This is a genomic window from Chitinophaga caeni, from assembly GCF_002557795.1.
Lineage (GTDB): Bacteria > Bacteroidota > Bacteroidia > Chitinophagales > Chitinophagaceae > Chitinophaga > Chitinophaga caeni.
The window spans coordinates 1,824,204-1,841,007 of the sequence record NZ_CP023777.1; the positions used below are offsets into that span (position 1 = coordinate 1,824,204).

12 protein-coding genes are annotated in these 16,804 nt (G+C 42.1%); 10 read left to right on the forward strand and 2 right to left on the reverse strand.

The window, feature by feature from the left end:
- The first annotated feature begins 88 nt into the window (after positions 1-88).
- From COR50_RS07665 to COR50_RS07675, 3 genes are all read left to right on the forward strand, one after another.
- Positions 89-2,893 (forward strand): TonB-dependent receptor, encoded by a 2,805-nt coding sequence (locus COR50_RS07665; protein ID WP_098193457.1) that lies wholly within the window; start codon positions 89-91, stop codon positions 2,891-2,893.
- 109 nt (positions 2,894-3,002) lie between these two features.
- The gene (locus COR50_RS07670; protein WP_098193458.1) at positions 3,003-4,367 is read left to right on the forward strand and encodes a hypothetical protein; all 1,365 of its coding nucleotides are present in this window, start codon (positions 3,003-3,005) and stop codon (positions 4,365-4,367) included.
- 122 nt (positions 4,368-4,489) lie between these two features.
- Positions 4,490-5,812 carry a porin gene (locus COR50_RS07675; protein ID WP_232516302.1) on the forward strand — a complete coding sequence of 441 codons (1,323 nt, stop codon included), beginning with the start codon at positions 4,490-4,492 and terminating at the stop codon, positions 5,810-5,812.
- Positions 5,813-5,889: 77 nt separating this feature from the next.
- Here the strand turns inward: COR50_RS07675 and COR50_RS07680 are convergent, their stop codons facing one another.
- Complete coding sequence (locus COR50_RS07680) at positions 5,890-6,999, reverse strand: sensor histidine kinase (protein WP_098193459.1); 1,110 nt, start codon at positions 6,997-6,999, stop codon at positions 5,890-5,892.
- Positions 7,000-7,176: 177 nt separating this feature from the next.
- Positions 7,177-7,863, reverse strand: coding sequence for a response regulator transcription factor (locus COR50_RS07685; protein WP_232516303.1), 687 nt, complete (start codon positions 7,861-7,863; stop codon positions 7,177-7,179).
- A 272-nt stretch (positions 7,864-8,135) separates the two neighbouring features.
- Here COR50_RS07685 and COR50_RS07690 point away from each other — a divergent pair, with 272 nt between their 5' ends.
- From COR50_RS07690 to atpA, 7 genes are all read left to right on the forward strand, one after another.
- Positions 8,136-10,328: a hypothetical protein gene (locus COR50_RS07690; protein WP_098193460.1), complete on the forward strand. Its 2,193-nt coding sequence runs from the start codon at positions 8,136-8,138 to the stop codon at positions 10,326-10,328.
- Positions 10,329-10,473: 145 nt separating this feature from the next.
- On the forward strand, positions 10,474-12,237 hold the full coding sequence (locus COR50_RS07695) for an ABC transporter ATP-binding protein (RefSeq protein WP_098193461.1): 1,764 nt from the start codon (positions 10,474-10,476) through the stop codon (positions 12,235-12,237).
- A 182-nt stretch (positions 12,238-12,419) separates the two neighbouring features.
- The gene (atpB, locus tag COR50_RS07700) at positions 12,420-13,580 is read left to right on the forward strand and encodes a F0F1 ATP synthase subunit A (protein ID WP_232516304.1); all 1,161 of its coding nucleotides are present in this window, start codon (positions 12,420-12,422) and stop codon (positions 13,578-13,580) included.
- Positions 13,581-13,599: 19 nt separating this feature from the next.
- A complete protein-coding gene (gene atpE / locus COR50_RS07705) occupies positions 13,600-13,911 on the forward strand; it encodes an ATP synthase F0 subunit C (protein ID WP_232516305.1) in 312 nt (103 codons plus the stop codon).
- Between the two features lie 92 nt (positions 13,912-14,003).
- Entirely contained in the window at positions 14,004-14,498 is a 495-nt protein-coding gene (gene atpF / locus COR50_RS07710; protein ID WP_098193464.1) for a F0F1 ATP synthase subunit B, read from the forward strand.
- A 52-nt stretch (positions 14,499-14,550) separates the two neighbouring features.
- On the forward strand, positions 14,551-15,111 hold the full coding sequence (gene atpH, locus COR50_RS07715) for an ATP synthase F1 subunit delta (protein WP_098193465.1): 561 nt from the start codon (positions 14,551-14,553) through the stop codon (positions 15,109-15,111).
- A gap of 82 nt (positions 15,112-15,193) precedes the next feature.
- Positions 15,194-16,771: a F0F1 ATP synthase subunit alpha gene (gene atpA / locus COR50_RS07720; protein WP_098193466.1), complete on the forward strand. Its 1,578-nt coding sequence runs from the start codon at positions 15,194-15,196 to the stop codon at positions 16,769-16,771.
- Positions 16,772-16,804 lie beyond the last annotated feature (33 nt).

Sequence of the window (16,804 nt, forward strand, 5' to 3'; positions counted from 1 at the left end):
GATTCCTTAACATTTAACATCCTGGTAATATTGGGTTAACATTACGGTAATGGCAAGCGTCTAGCTTTGCAATCAAATTCAAGCAAAAGTGAAACGCATATTTCAAACAAACCTGTTCATTTTATTCCTATTCAGTTCCATTTGGGCCTCTGCTCAAAACGCGACTAAATCCGGCCGCATTGTTGGTAAAGTAACCGATAAGAAGTCCGGTGAGGCGTTAATTGGTGTTACAGTATTGATTCATGGTACTGCTAACGGCACCGTAACTGATGTTGAAGGTAATTATTCCCTGCCGGTTACCTCCGGTGTTTATACCGTTGATTTCAAGTATATCGGATACGCTACCAAATCCATCGGTGATGTAAAAGTAGAAGGTCAAGTGCCGATTACTTTAAATATTATCATGGATGAACCTGCTTCGCAGAATTTGAAGGAGGTCGTGATCAGGGGTACTTTCAAACAGGAAACGATTAATGCAATTTATGTTGCACAAAAGAATAATGCAGTTGTATCCGATGGTATCTCTGCCGATCTTATTAAAAAATCACCAGATCGTAATACCGGTGATGTTTTAAAAAGGGTGAGCGGTACCAGTATAACTGATAACAAATTCGTTGTTGTACGCGGCTTGGCCGAACGTTACAATACGACCTTGATGAATAGCAACCTGCTGCCTAGTACAGAACCTGATAAAAAAGCCTTCTCTTTTAATATTATTCCATCTTCATTGATAGATAATATTATAATTTATAAAACGGCATCTCCTGATTTACCCGGTGATTTTGCCGGTGGGGCCGTAAAGGTCAATACCAAGGACTTACCAAATCAGCCGTTTACAGAATTGTCATTGAGCTTGGGTTATCATACCCTTACAACCTTCAAAGATTTTTCTGCCGCTGGTCCGAAAGGTAAATTGGATTGGGCTGGTTTCCTCGACAATTCAAAAGATTTACCTAGCGCGTATACTAGCGTACAAGATCAATATTCAAATTTGCCTTCTGCCGATCGTAAAACGATTACGCAGCAGTTCCCGAATACTTTCGGGGATATCCGCAACAGCAAAAGCTTACCTAATATCGGTTTGCAGTTCTCTACCGGAAGCACTATGCAAATGGAGAATGGTCACCGCCTGGGGTATTTATTAGCGGTAAATTACGGTACTTCCCGCAGACTTACGCAAGGGGAAAGAAGTGATTTTGACATCGAGAAAAATCAAATGAACTTCAGCGCTACCGATAATTTTGAAGAATCCCGCAACCTCGGTGCATTGTTGAATCTCGCGTATTCTTATAATAAAAGCAAAATCGCGTGGAAGAACTTTTTCAACAACGATTTTGATCTGAATTATTTAACCCGTAACGGTTGGAATTTCCGTAGCGCCGGCGATACCATGTTGGTGAACGGTTCTTCTGCCGAGACAACACAAAACGGCTTATTCAATTCAGTTGTAGAAGGTACGCACCAGTTAGGTAACCAGCACATCATCGTGGATTGGAATGCTTCATATGGCCGCGCTTACCGCAACCAACCTGATCAAAGAATCTTCTCTTCATTTAATAATAATGATCCTCAACAACCGTACTATGTAATCATCAGTAACGTGAATAGTCCTCAACCTAACTCTTTAGGCCGTATCTATTCCAACCTTACGGAAAATATTTACGGTGGTGGATTGAACGTAACCGTGCCGTTTAAATTATTCAATGAAAATGCGAAGTTCAAAGCCGGTGCCTTGAAAAACTACCGTAGCCGCGATTTCGGTGTAACTGCATTAGGTTATACAGATGTTAGGTACGGGCAAAATATCACTTTAGATAAAGGATTGAACGAATCCAACATCTTCTCCCCCGAGAATTTGGAGAAATACAATATCGTATTATCGAAATTGGATTTGAACTCTACCGATTATAAAGGTACCTCCGATTTAAACGCCGGTTACCTGATGTTGGATAACCGCCTGTTGAAAAACTTGCGCATGGTGTGGGGCGCACGTATCGAAAACTATGTGCAAGAATTAAAATCACCGGGAAAAGCGAATCAAAAATATACGAATACAGATGTATTGCCTTCCGTAAACTTGACTTACAACCTTACCGAAAAATCCAATTTGAGAGGTTCGTTCTTCATGGCTGTAAACAGGCCTGAGTTCCGCGAGTTGGCAGCCTATTCACAATATGATTATGAGAATGATTTCATTATCAGGGGTGAAACGGAGTTGAAACGTAGTACCAGTTTGAATGCCGATATGCGCTATGAATTTTACAGCGGCATCGGTGAGATCATTTCCGCATCAGTATTCTATAAAAAATTTACTGACCCGATCGAGCAAATCAACTTGGGTAATAAAATATTGACTTATCAAAATGCCGTTTCAGCTACGACGATCGGCGCCGAGTTGGAAGTGCGTAAAAACCTCGCATTCCTTGCTAGCAATAGTTTCTTAAAAAATATGACTTTCTACGTAAATGCATCTTTAATCAATGGCGATATCACCTTGCAAAACCGCGGAAACCTTTCCAGCCCGATGCAAGGGCAATCACCTTACCTGATTAATAGTGGTTTAACCTATGCAGCGCCGGAAGGATTTGCATTCAACATCTTGTATAACAAGGTAGGAGAAAGGTTGAAGTTCCGTGGAGAACAAGGTGGCGTAGATGTATTCGAGAAAGCCAGGGATGTGATCGATTTACAGTTGAGCAAATCGATCCTGAACCAAAGAGGTGAAATCAAGTTGAATGTCAGCGATATTTTGGCGCAACCGATCCGTTATTATTATAACTATGATGCAGAAGGGAAAACGGCATACGATCCTTCAGTTGATCGCGTGATTAACCAATGGAAACCGGGATCTACCATCTCTTTATCGTTCAAATACAAGTTTGACAAAAAATAGTTTTGATACCGGTGTTAACATTAAATAAATATAATGTTAACACTGGCTTAAAACCCTTATAAATAGTATTTCACAACTTTACATTGTCGTTAAAAACAAACACAATTTCATGAGAAAATTACTTTTTGCAAGTTTTGCCATCGCAGCTATCATGGCATCTTGTTCAGATGATGACAATAATGGTACACCGAATCCAGGACCTGACCCATCCGGTGATACAGTTAGTATCCGAGGTGTTTTAACAGGTGAAACTAAATTGGAAGCCAGCAAGGTTTATAAATTAAGGGGTTACGTATACGTTCCTTCCGGTTCAACATTAACGATCGAAGCTGGTACTACGATCTTAAGTACCAAGGACTCTGCGGGTGTATTATTGATCGCTAAAGGAGCAACTATCGATGCCCGGGGTACTGCTGCAAAGCCTATCGTATTTACCAGTGGCGAGAAAGAACCAGTTGCAGGTGATTTAGGTGGTATCATCATTGCCGGTGATGCTACAACTAACGGAAACCATAGCGCTATCGAGGGTTCTGTTGATTCTAAATACGGTGCTTTCGGAGGTAATAATGATGCCGACAACTCCGGTTATTTACAATATGTAAGGATTGAGTATGCTGGTAAAGCAGTTGCTGCTGATGATGAAGTAAACGGTCTTTCTTTATATGGTGTTGGTAGTGGTACAACGATCGATCACATCCAGGTAGTTCGCGGTTTGGACGATGCTTATGAATTTTTCGGTGGCGCCGTAGAAGCGAAATATTTGATCGCTTACAATACTGCTGATGACGATTTCGATTTCGATGATGGTTTCCACGGTAAAATCCAGTTCGCGGTTTCTATCAAGGATCCGAAATTTGTAGATAACAAATCCGGTGGTGATTACTCTAACAACTTTGAGTTCGATAACTCTAATGGTAAAAAACCATTTGATATTACTCCATTCACTTATCCTATTTTATCAAACTTTACTTTGATCGGTCCTAACAATGCTGCTGGTACTGTAGATGGTTACGGTTATAACATGCGTATTAGGAGAGGAACTAAATTCGTACTGGGTAACTCGGTTGTATTAGGTGGTCAAAAAGCGGGTTTAGATTTGGATAATGACTTGACAGTTCAGAACTATATCGATGGTGAAAGCGGTCTAAGAAATAGCTTGATCAGCTCAGTTACCGAGACTTATAAAGTTGACTTGTTAACTAACACAGGTTTATTAGATGCAGCCGGTTTGAAAGCTTTGGTAGAAACTCGTGATAACACGGTTTCTTTCACAAGTCCTGCTGATGTTAAATTAACTGACGCCTTCAATAATGCTGCTCCGAACTTAGCTCCTGCTACAGGTTCTCCTGCATTAACCGGTGCTGCGTTTACCGATCAATTAGCGGATGGTTTCTTCACCAAGGTTACTTACCGCGGTGCTATCGATCCAGCTAGCGATTGGACAAAAGATACTTGGACTGTTTGGAACAGGTAAAAAATCACGAAATAAGATATAACATAGATTGGCATAATGCTGTATGGAGCCCCCCGGCAAACCGGGGGCTTTTTATGTATTGTGCGAACAGAACCTTATTTTTGCGGAAATTTTTTTCTAGGATGAAAAGTAAGGTTTGCATCGTGGTATTTGTGCTCACCCTTTGTATGGGGAAGACATCAAAGGCCCAGTTTCTGATGGATATGATTGATACTACTACCAGCTTGGGAAAGGGTATGTTTTCCATGTACAAGAAATTTGATGCCGTTAGGTTAAGTGGTTATATGCAGCCCCAATTTCAATATATCCAAACAAGAGGCGCCGAATCCTTTGCCGGCGGAGATTTTAAAGAACATGTTGATAATCGCTTCATGTTACGCCGCGGCCGTATCAAGGTAGATTACGAGCGTTTCAATAAGGAAGGGTACCCGGTTATGCAGTTTGCCTTCCAGTTTGATGGAACAGAACGCGGGGTGAACATACGCGATTTCTTCGGTCGTTTTTTTGAGAATAAATTGAATTATTTCTCTATGACAATTGGTGTGTTTGCAAGACCTATCGGTTGGGAAGTGAATTATTCATCCAGCGTACGTGAAACGCCCGAAAGGGGCCGTATGTCACAAATCCTGATGAAAACAGAGCGGGATTTAGGGGTGATGTTTTCTTTTGAACCAAGGCAAGCGGATCATCCATTGCGCAACTTCAAAGTGGACCTGGGGTTCTTTAATGGACAAGGTTTATCAGGCAGCGGGGATTATGACAGCCACAAGGATATCGGCACCAGGATAGCGCTAAAACCAAAATTAATAGCCAATGATGTACAGCTTTCTGCCGGGGCATCAATGTGGTATGGAGGAATCGAGCAGTTTACGAACCGGGTTTACAAAATGCAGGCTACTGGCGACGGACATTACGCTTTTAAAGAAAATTCAGATTCTTCAAATATCGGGGAGATTGCCCCGAGGCATTATTTCGGTGCGGATGCCCAACTAAGGTTTTTACATCCTTATGGCAAAACGGAGTTCAGGGCCGAATACTTGGCTGGTACGCAAACTGCTACAGCAAAGGAGTCTGAAACCCCCGGCATCATACCCATTGATATAGACGGGAATTACCAGCCTTTGTATATCCGCCGTTTTGATGGAGCGTACTTCTACTTTTTACAAAACCTTGGGAGCAAGAAACACCAATTCGTGTTAAAATACGATTGGTATGATCCGAATAAAAGAGTGAAAGGAACAGAAATAGGTGCACCGAATACGAATACTACACCGGCAGATATCAGGTATGACACGTTCGGATTTGGATATGTTTATTACTTCGATGAACATCTAAAAGCGACATTCTATTACGATATGGTGAAAAATGAGGATACCGCGCTGCCCGGGTATACGGAGGATTTAAAGGATAATGTATTTACGTGCAGGTTGCAATTTCAATTTTGATGGATCGTACCGCCTATCTTGTACGGGGTAGAGACAAGGTTTTTCTTGTCTCTACTAGCGTCCCGCGATCGATCGCATCAATCTTTTGCCGTTTGCAATGTAAACCCGAACGTGGATCCGATCTCCAGCTTACTACGCACGGTAATGTTTTGACCATGCGCTTCCACGATATGTTTCACGATGGCCAATCCTAATCCCGTACCGCCAATATCCCGGCTACGCGCCTTATCAGTTCTATAAAAACGTTCGAAAACCCTGGGTAGATGCTCCTCGGCCATACCGTGGCCATCATCGGAGATTTCAATTAAGACGGTTTTGTCATCGAGGTTATAGATGCTCGCGATGGTGCTACCATCTTGTTTACCGTATTTAATAGAATTGTCAATCAGGTTAATTAAAACCTGCCTTATTTTTTCTTTATCAGCCCAAACCCGGATCGGTGCTTCGCAACCTTTTTTAATCTGGAACTTGATATTTTTCTGGTTTGCTTTGAGCGAAAGGGTATCAAAAACATCCTTGATAAGATCCTGGATAATAAAATCATCCGGCGCGACGGACATCTCACCGATTTCCAATTTGGATATTTCGTCCAGGTCATCTAAAAGCCTACAGAGCCGATCAATATTTTTGGTAGCATTTTTAAGGAACATCCTGTTGACACCGGGATCATCGATGGCGCCATCGAGCAAGGTGTGGATATACCCTTGAACCGCGAAGATGGGAGTTTTTAATTCGTGGGAAAGGTTCAGTAAAAATTCCTTTCTGAAAGCTTCATTTTTACGGAGATTTTCCAACTCTTCCCTTTTCTGGCTGGCCCATTTTTCAACATCTTCGCTTACCTCCTCGATCGTTTTGGATGGAAGGATTTTCTTGTTAAAAAAATCTTCCCGTTTGGTCGCCTTCGTTTGGTAAATAAATTTATAGATCAATTTTATCTTTCTATAAATGAAATTTTGCAAGGTGTAAAGGTATAGATAATAAGATACCAGGAACGTGACAATAAATGCGCCGAGTGCGAATTGCCATTTCTGTTCGATGATATATATACCGATAGCGCTTATTATTGAAAGGATCAGCGCTGTGAAACCCGCTAATTTTTGCGGGCTAAGGTTTTTGGCTTTGAACATACTCCAAAGAGAATAATTTTTGTAATAATTGGAAATTAGTTCATTTTTCTTATTTGCCATAAGTCGCTTCAATTTTCATGCCGCCCGATTCCAAAAATGCCTATGGATTATAGAGGGAAGGGAATAGTAATAGCGTAAACAAAGCCCGGCGCTTATTGGGCTGAATAAGTGCCATGCCATTCAATATCGCCGGGAAAGTTTCCCTGCGAATTTTAATGAATTACCGAACCGGGGAGATTACAATTCGAACTTGTAGCCGACACCTTTTACAGTGGTAATAAGATCCACACCAATTTTTTGGCGGATCTTACGGATGTGTACATCGATGGTACGATCTCCAACGATTACCTCCGTACCCCAAACTTGGTTTAAGATTTCGTTGCGCAAGAACACTCTTCCGGGTTTGGAAGCAAGTAATTGCAGCAACTCAAACTCTTTCTTGGCCAGGATAATTTCTTGTCCTTTGTAAGTAACTGTAAACTTTTCGCGGTCAATAATAAGGTCTCCCAGGTGCATTTGGGTTTCTTCCTGTTTATTCAACCTGCGGAAAAGTGCGTTAATACGGCTAACCAACAATTTTGGTTTGATGGGTTTTGCGATGTAATCATCGGCGCCCATGTTTAATCCTTCGATTTCGGATTTTTCATCATTTAATGCTGTTAGGAATAATACCATGGTATCTTTAAAATCCGGTATTCTCCTGATTTCCTTGCATGTATCAATCCCGTTTTTATTCGGCATCATGATATCAAGCATAATCAAATCTGGTCGGAAGATTTTTGCTTTTTGCAAAGCTTCATCGCCGTCTTTGGCAGTAACGGTGTCGTATCCGGCGCTCTTCAAATTATAGCTAATAATTTCCAAGATATCCGTTTCATCGTCTACCACCAGGATTTTCCCTGCAACAGCTTGATCCATCATCATAATCTTTGAGATTTATATAAAAGACGGCACAAAATTATACATCTAGACCCGTGATTAATGGAATGATAACATTATGAAATTGTTAATTTGGCCGTTTTGATTCCCGGATATTTATTATGAAATTACGAAATTGAAAGTATACGGTGATATTTCATGAAAATAATATGTATAATTAGATGATTATTACGTAGCCGTGGATCGTGATTCTCGGCTTACGGGGAGAATCATATTTTGGTCGTAAATTTGTATATAGACTGGAGAAATCATTGATAATGAGAAAATTTTTACTGTTTGTCGTATTGGGAATGTTCTGTTGTAATGCAATTTTTGCTCAAAGTAACAACCTTCAAATCCCGATAGGTCGGCAAATCTTCCATGACAACATAGATAAGGAACAAGCTGCGGCAGAGAAATTCGATGGCAAGGCCGATAAATTTGTAAAGGTTTCCGATGACAGGAACATCAATTTACAAGCCACCAACGCGATATTGAGCCAAGTAGATGCCTTGCAAAAGGAAATTGAACTGAATAATGATCTCGATCACCGCCTGAAAGTTAAATATCTCACCGGAATTGCGGCTGTATTGAAAGATTACAACCAGAAAAGAAGCTATGGCAAGAATAACCCCGAGGAAATCGGGGCGGTTATCCAGGCATATGAAAATATGATGCATGCCGATATAGAAGGAAAATCTATATTGCCGTATATCAATAATTTGTCATTTGAAGGCGCGGAAAAGTTGGTCGAAGTTTTTAATGATAATCCCGGTTATACCGAAGCCCGGGGAATCTTATTCGGAAAATATGCCGACAAGAACCTCGAAACTATCATGCCCTTGGTAGGTAATTACCTCGATTACCCCGTGACGCAAGAAATTATTGCCAAAGTGGCCCGTGTCTATCCCAACCAGGTATTGACCTATGCTACTTCTTACACCCCCACGGCCAGCGCTATCAGGAAAAATCCGGATCCCTTGGTGCAGCAGATCGTACAGATTGGTCGCTCCAGTCAATCGACCAAGATTTTACCTTTTATCGACCTGTTGTTGGATGGCTCCACCACCATATCGGAATTGGAAAAGGAAGTGGCCGACGATGATCATTATTATAAATTAATGGTCAAGTCACTCATCGAACTGAATAAGAAGAAAGCAGCGGGTCAGCAATTGTTAGGCATTAAGCCGATGAATGAAAACCTGAAGGCGAAGTCTTTAAAATATATCAGGAATGTAAATGATTTACATGAGGAAGGTGCGAATGTGCGTTTCGCGATCGTGAAGAACTTTACACCGGAAGAATTGTATTACCTGATCATCAACGGCCAGGAAGAGTTATATACCTCCAGTTACACCAATCATTCCGGCGCAGGGTTTTATGACCAGATGATGTCGAGGATGAAGCCTCCGCGTGGAGACAGTTTGCTGATGTTGGTCAGCTTTGACAGGTTTAAGAAATTCCTAGCCATGGCGGCGGGTTTTAATACGTTGGATAACTTCCTTAAGTCCATGGAGCCTGCAAATTCCAGCTATCTCATGAGAAAATTCGTAAGTAGTCTTGAAAAAACCGAGGACTTGGAAGATGCGGTAGATGTGGCAAACTCTTTCGGAAGTATCCGTGATCCCAAATTGTTGGATTTCTTAAGAAACGAAGTACGCATTAATTACAACTTCGTCAGGAAAAAAGGAGATAAAAGGGGAGAGGTGATTTATTCATTGCTCGGTAGTTTGTTCGCACATGACGATAAGAATAACGATTCTACCTGGGCGAGCCAGATGGCGCAAAAACTGCACCTCCCACCGATCAACCACGTGAATTTTACCGATCTGCAAAGCGACAGCGGCATGGTGTACCAGCAGGTGTTTTTCTATGGAGATAAAGATGGGCAGGATTCTTATGCTAGTTTCTTAGGCAACTTCCCCCGTAGCGAATGGAATATTAGCAAGAATAATTATTGGGTTACCATAACATCCACAAAAGGTAAGCCTATTACTGTTTTTGCGAATCTTCCGATCGATGAACCGGAGGATAAAACAGCTATTGAAAAGTTGGGCGAATACCTGGAAGAGAAAGATATTCACCCGACTGTATTCATACACCGTGGGCACAGTTACCATGTGAATACTACCTTGGACAATTTACAAAGTACGGCAAAGATCGTGGTATTAGGTTCATGTGGAGGTTACCACAACTTGGCTACCGTGCTTGAAAAATCACCTGAAGCACATATCATTTCGTCCAAGCAAGTAGGAACCCGCTTTGTGAATGAACCGATTATCCGCAATTTGGAAGAAACCTTGAGAGGGGGAAATAATGTTGATTGGATCAAGATGTGGAGCAGCCTAGGGGCTAAATTTGCCGGTGATGGCAGAAATAAGCAGTTGTTTGATGATTATGTACCTCCACATAAAAATTTAGGGGCGATATTTATCAAGGCATATAAACAGATTATGAAATCTGACAGATAGCAGTGGATCTGATAGCAGTGGCTCGCGAGCCACTGCCGCAACAGCCACTGCCGCAACAGCCACTGCCGCAACAGCCACTGCCACAACCAGAATCTTAAAAAAAAATATTAGGTTTGTAGATATTTGGAAGAGAAAATAGGTCGAATTGGAAAACACAGCAGCCAAGAAAGTATTTAATTTTAGCCTGTTAAATAGGGTATTTACATTTGCAAGACCATACCGGAAATCATTCATCTTATCGATGTTTTTGACCGTAGTTTTGGCTGTAATTTCCCCGCTGCGCCCCTACCTGATCCAATTAACCGTTGATAAATACATCGCCAATGCGATGGTGCAGATGATCGTTACGATCACGATCGTGCAAATTGTTTTATTGTTATTGGAAACCGTTGTAAGGTTTTCGTTTACTTATCTCACCAACTGGCTAGGGCAATCGGTGATTAAAGATCTCCGGGTGACCGTCTTCAAAAAGGTGATCCATCTCAATTTATCATTCTTCGACAAGACCCCCATCGGTACATTAACAACTAGAACCATCAACGACATTGAAGCGATTAACGATATCTTCTCCGAAGGTATTATTTCGATCGTTGCGGATGTTTTGATGATTCTAGCGATACTGGGAGTGATGTTTGCACAAGATTGGCGACTTACGCTTGTTAGCTTGTCTCCCTTCCCGGTATTGATCTTGGCAACATATTGGTTCAAGGAAAGTGTAAATAAATCCTTTCACAGGGTACGGAATGCTGTATCGGCCTTGAATGCTTTCGTGCAGGAGCATATCACCGGGATGGTGGTTGTGCAGGCATTTGCAGCCGAGAAAAGGGAAAACGAAAAGTTCCGCAACATTAACCGGGATCATAGGAAGGCTAATGTGGATGCCATTTTTGCGTACTCAATATTCTTCCCCGTCGTGGAAATTATCTTGGCCACTTCGCTGGGGCTAATGGTTTGGTACGGCGCCAACAAGGTATTGAATTATGAAGTAACGCAAGGGGTGATGATTGCATTTATCATGTACCTCAATATGTTATTCAGGCCCTTAAGGATCTTGGCAGATAAATTTAATACGCTGCAAATGGGGATGGTAGCAAGTGAGAGAGTTTTCAAACTGCTGGATAGCAATGACTATATAGATGATAAAGGGAAAGTTGGCGGTGAAGGCATGAAAGGTGATATCAAGTTTGAGGATGTTAGCTTCTCGTACGTTCCTGACCGGTATGTACTAAAAAATATCAGTTTCCATGCAAAGCCCGGTCAAACGATCGCTATCGTGGGACATACAGGTTCCGGCAAGACTACCATTATCAGCATCTTGAACCGGTTATATGATATCCAGAAAGGTACCATCAAGATAGATGATGTTCCGCTGCCGGATTATAAACTGGATGCGGTTCGTGGAAAGATCGGGGTCGTGTTGCAGGATGTATTCTTGTTTGCCGGCTCCATATATGAAAATATCACCCTGCGTAATGAAGCCATTTCGAGGGAGCAGGTTGAAGAAGCTGCCAGGCTGATCGGTATGCATGATTTCATTATGCAATTACCCGGAGGCTATGACTACCCCGTAATGGAACGTGGTACGACTTTGTCACTTGGGCAAAGGCAATTGATTTCATTTGTTAGGGCCCTGTTGTACGACCCGGCCATCCTGGTGTTAGACGAAGCAACTTCATCAGTCGATACGGAATCGGAATTATTGATACAACAGGCGATCGACAAGTTAATTTCTGATCGTACGGCGATTGTTATCGCGCACAGGCTTTCCACTATTAGTAAGGCCGACCAGATCATCGTGCTGGATAAAGGAGAAATCCGCGAGATGGGGAATCACGAGGAATTATTAAAGAAAGAAGGATATTATTATAAATTATATACAATGCAATTCAAGAAGGAAGGGGCGGTTTAACGGGACAGATAATTTATATGATTTTTATCAGTTTAACACGCTGGATTTATAGATAATTAACCCATATAAGCCATTGTTTCACAATAGCTTCCCAATATTTTAATATTCCAAACTATATTTTTGGATTACGGGCTTCGTTTTGATGTAAAATCTACTATCTTTGCGCAAAATTTCAGAAAGCGGTGATTTCTTTTAGACAGATCAAAATTAGCCTAGTAGCAATCTTCACAGCGTTGAGCATGGTGATTTTCAACAATCCTGTAAATGCACAACACGGGGAAGCGCATGCTGCTATGGAAGAAGCACAACATGGTGAAGCTCAACATGAAGAAGCGAAAAAAGGATTCGATGCAAAAGAAGTAATCCTGGGTCACGTGAAAGATGCTCATGACTGGCACTTGTTCAGTTTTGGCGAAACGCACGTAACTGTTCCTTTACCGGTGATTATATATAACCCGGAAAGAGGCGTTTCTGTGTTTTCTTCATCAAAATTCCATCATGGTCATGAAGCTCATGATGGCTATCGTATTGTAAACCAGCATTATATCCATGAAAACCACTTGGATGAAGCCGGTTTGATGGATGGTAGCATTATCGAAGTAAACGAAGCCGGGTTACCAACCGGTGCTAAGATTTACGATTTGTCCTTGACGAAGAACATCACTTCTATGCTGATCGCGGCAATCTTGTTAGTGTTGTTAATGATGAGTGTTGCGAATGCGTACAAGAAAAGGGGAGCCAAGCAAGCACCTAAAGGTTTCCAAAGCCTGATGGAGCCGGTGATTATTTTCATCCGCGATGAAGTGGTAAAGCCGAATATTCCCGGTAAACACTACGAGCGTTATGTGCCGTTTATCTTAACAATTTTCTTCTTTATATTAATCAATAACTTGTTGGGCTTGTTACCGGGTTCTGCCAACGTAACAGGTAACCTTGCAGTAACAGCAGCTTTGGCGATTATCAGTTTCATCGCTATCCTGTTTAGCTCTAACAAGCATTTCTGGGCGCATATCTTTAACCCGCCGGTACCGGTTGGTGTTAAATTCATCTTGGCGCCTGTAGAGTTGATCGGTGTATTTACGAAGCCGGTATCCTTGATGATCAGGTTGTTTGCCAATATCTTGGCAGGTCACATTATCATCTTGAGTATCATTTCCTTGGTATTCATCTTCGGTGGGTTAAATAAGGCAGCGGGTTACGGTTTCTTACCAATAACCATCATTTTCAACATCGTGATGATGTTGTTGGAATTGTTGGTAGCCTTCATCCAGGCTTTCATCTTTGCAAATCTGACCGCGGTATTTATCGGCCAGGCGATGGAAGGGCATGATGCTCATCACTAATGAAACGTATCATGAGTAATTGCGAGATCAATTACAGGTAAATAAATTATTGAAGTTTTTTCTTAAAATTCACAAATACATATTTATTATGGCACTTTTAACTGTTTTATTAGACGGAGTTGCTGCTGCTGGTGGTGCTGTTGGTGCTGGTATCGCTGCTATCGCTGCAGGTATCGGTGTTGGTAACATTGGTAAGAGCGCGTTGGAATCAATCGCTCGTCAGCCAGAAGCTGCTAACGACATCCGCGCAAACATGATCCTTGCTGCTGCATTGGTAGAGGGTGTTGCCCTTTTCGGTGTAATCGCAGGTTTGTTGGCGGTAGTACTCTAATAACAAATTCTTTACTGCACCCGGAGCACAGGGCAAAAGGTGCAGTAAACTTCTTTTGAAACCATTCAAAATATCAATATAAATAAAGCATTATGGATCTGTTGAATCCCGCGTTAGGCTTATTTACAATCTCGTTTTTGATTTTCGTGATCGTTTTCCTGATCTTGAAAAAATTTGCCTGGAAACCAATCTTAGGCGCTTTGAAAGAAAGGGAAACTTCTATCGCCGAATCTATCGCTTCTGCTGAAAGGGTTAAAGAAGAGATGGCTCAAATGAAGGCAGAGCATGAACACGTGCTTGCTGAAGCGAAAGCTGAAAGAAGTCAAATCCTGAAAGAAGCTAAAGAGGCGAAAGATCAAATCATTTCCGAAGCTAAGAGCCAGGCTCAAACTGAAGCTAAGAAAATCATCGGGGAAGCTTATGCCGCTATCGAAAACCAAAAGATGGCTGCATTGACCGATGTGAAAAATCAAGTGGGTAACCTCGTGTTGGAAGTAGCTGAAAAGGTTTTAAGAAAAGAATTGTCTTCTAAAGGAGCCCAGGAAGATTATATCAAAACATTAGCGGAAGAAATTAAATTGAACTAAGCTGGTTTTCTTGTACATGCAAGTAAACCGCTCAAAGTAATTATACATCATCATGCAGAATCCTCGTTTAGCATCTAGGTACGCAAAATCACTCATCGATCTGGCTATCGAACAAAATGTTTTGGAAGCCGTGCAGCAAGATATGTTGCTGTTGAAGGCTATCACCAAATCTAATACTGATTTCGTTGCCTTGTTGAGAAGCCCGATTATCAAAGCTGATAAGAAGGTGAAGATTTTGAACGCTATCCTGGAAGGTAAAGTAAGTGAGTTAACGACTGCTTTTATCCGCTTGGTGACTTTCAAAGGCCGTGAAAGCGTATTGCCGGAAATGGCCGGAGAATTTATCAAGCAATATAATGTTATCAAGAATATCGGTACCGTGAAAATCACTACCGCGGTTGATATCGATGGTAACATCCTGGCTGCTATCAAGCAGAAAGTTGAAGCTGCGACCAGCCGCCAAGTGGTATTGGAAACAGCTGTAAACCCCCGTTTGATCGGTGGTTTTGTTCTTGAAACGGGAGATCAATTGTTCGATGCTTCTGTTATGCGCGATCTTAAAGATATCCGCAAGCAGTTCATGCAAAATATCTACGTTCCTAATATTAAGTAATTTATACAGCAGCCGCTGCGTAACCGCAAAGCTGTTGTCGTTATACATTTTATTTTAACGACTTTTTTTAAAAAACATAACTATGGTTGGTATTAAACCTGATGAAATTTCAGCAATATTACGCCAGCAATTAAGCAACTTCAACGCCTCTGCGGAGTTGGAAGAAGTGGGTACAGTATTGTCCGTGGGTGACGGTATCGCCCGTATTTACGGTTTGAATAATGTTCGTTCCGGGGAATTGGTCGAATTTGCTAACGGTACGAAAGCAATCGCCTTGAACCTTGAAGAAGATAACGTGGGTGTGGTATTGATGGGTGAATCTGCCGGTATCCGTGAAGGGGACACCGTTCGTCGCACCGGTCAAATCGCTTCTATCAAAGTGGGCGAAGGTGTTGTTGGTCGCGTAATCAACACGCTCGGTGAACCTATCGATGGTAAAGGCCCGATCGCTGGTGAATTGTATGAAATGCCTATCGAGCGTAAAGCCCCCGGTGTATTGTACCGTGAACCAGTAAAAGAACCTTTACAAACAGGTATCAAATCGATCGATGCCATGATCCCGGTGGGTCGTGGTCAACGTGAATTGGTAATCGGTGACCGTCAAACCGGTAAAACTGCTATCTGCGTTGATACCATCATTAACCAAAAAGAATTTTACGACGCTGGTCAACCAGTGTATTGTATATATGTTGCGATTGGTCAGAAAGCTTCTACTATTGCCGGTGTAATGAAAACATTACAAGACAATGGCGCAATGGCTTATACTACCATCGTGGCTGCTTCTGCTTCTGAACCGGCTCCATTGCAGTTCTACGCTCCATTTGCGGGCGCTGCGATCGGTGAATTCTTCCGCGATACAGGTCGCCCTGCATTGATTATCTACGATGATCTTTCTAAACAAGCCGTGGCCTACCGCGAGGTGTCATTGCTGTTGAAACGCCCTCCTGGTCGTGAAGCCTATCCTGGTGACGTGTTCTACTTGCACAGCCGCCTGTTGGAACGTGCCGCTAAAATCATCTCCAAGGATGAAATCGCGCAACAGATGAACGATTTACCTGATTCTATCAAGCACCTTGTAAAAGGTGGTGGTTCTTTGACCGCTTTGCCGATCATTGAAACACAGGCGGGTGACGTTTCTGCTTACATTCCGACGAACGTGATCTCCATCACCGATGGCCAGATCTTCTTGGAAAGTAACTTGTTCAACGCCGGTATCCGTCCCGCTATCAACGTGGGTATCTCTGTAAGCCGCGTAGGTGGTAACGCACAGATCAAATCCATGAAGAAAGTGGCCGGTACCTTGAAGTTAGACCAGGCCTTGTACCGCGAGATGGAAGCCTTTTCCAAATTCGGCGGTGACTTGGATGCTGCTACGAAAGCGGTACTGGATAAAGGTGCGCGTAACGTGGAAATTTTGAAACAGCCGCAGTTCTCCCCGTTTACAGTAGAGAAACAAGTAGCGATTATCTACCTGGGTACAAACGGTTTGTTGAATGAAGTTCCTGTTAAGAATATCAAGGCGTTTGAAGATGCATTCTTGAACGAGATGGATGTAAGGTTGCCGGATGTATTGGCCGAGTTTAAGAAAGGTCAATTGAACGAAGAAAGCTTGAAACGCATGATTCAATTAGCGAATGAACTGAAACCTAGATTCGTTTAATCTTAGTTTCTGTTGAAATATTTCAAAAGCCAT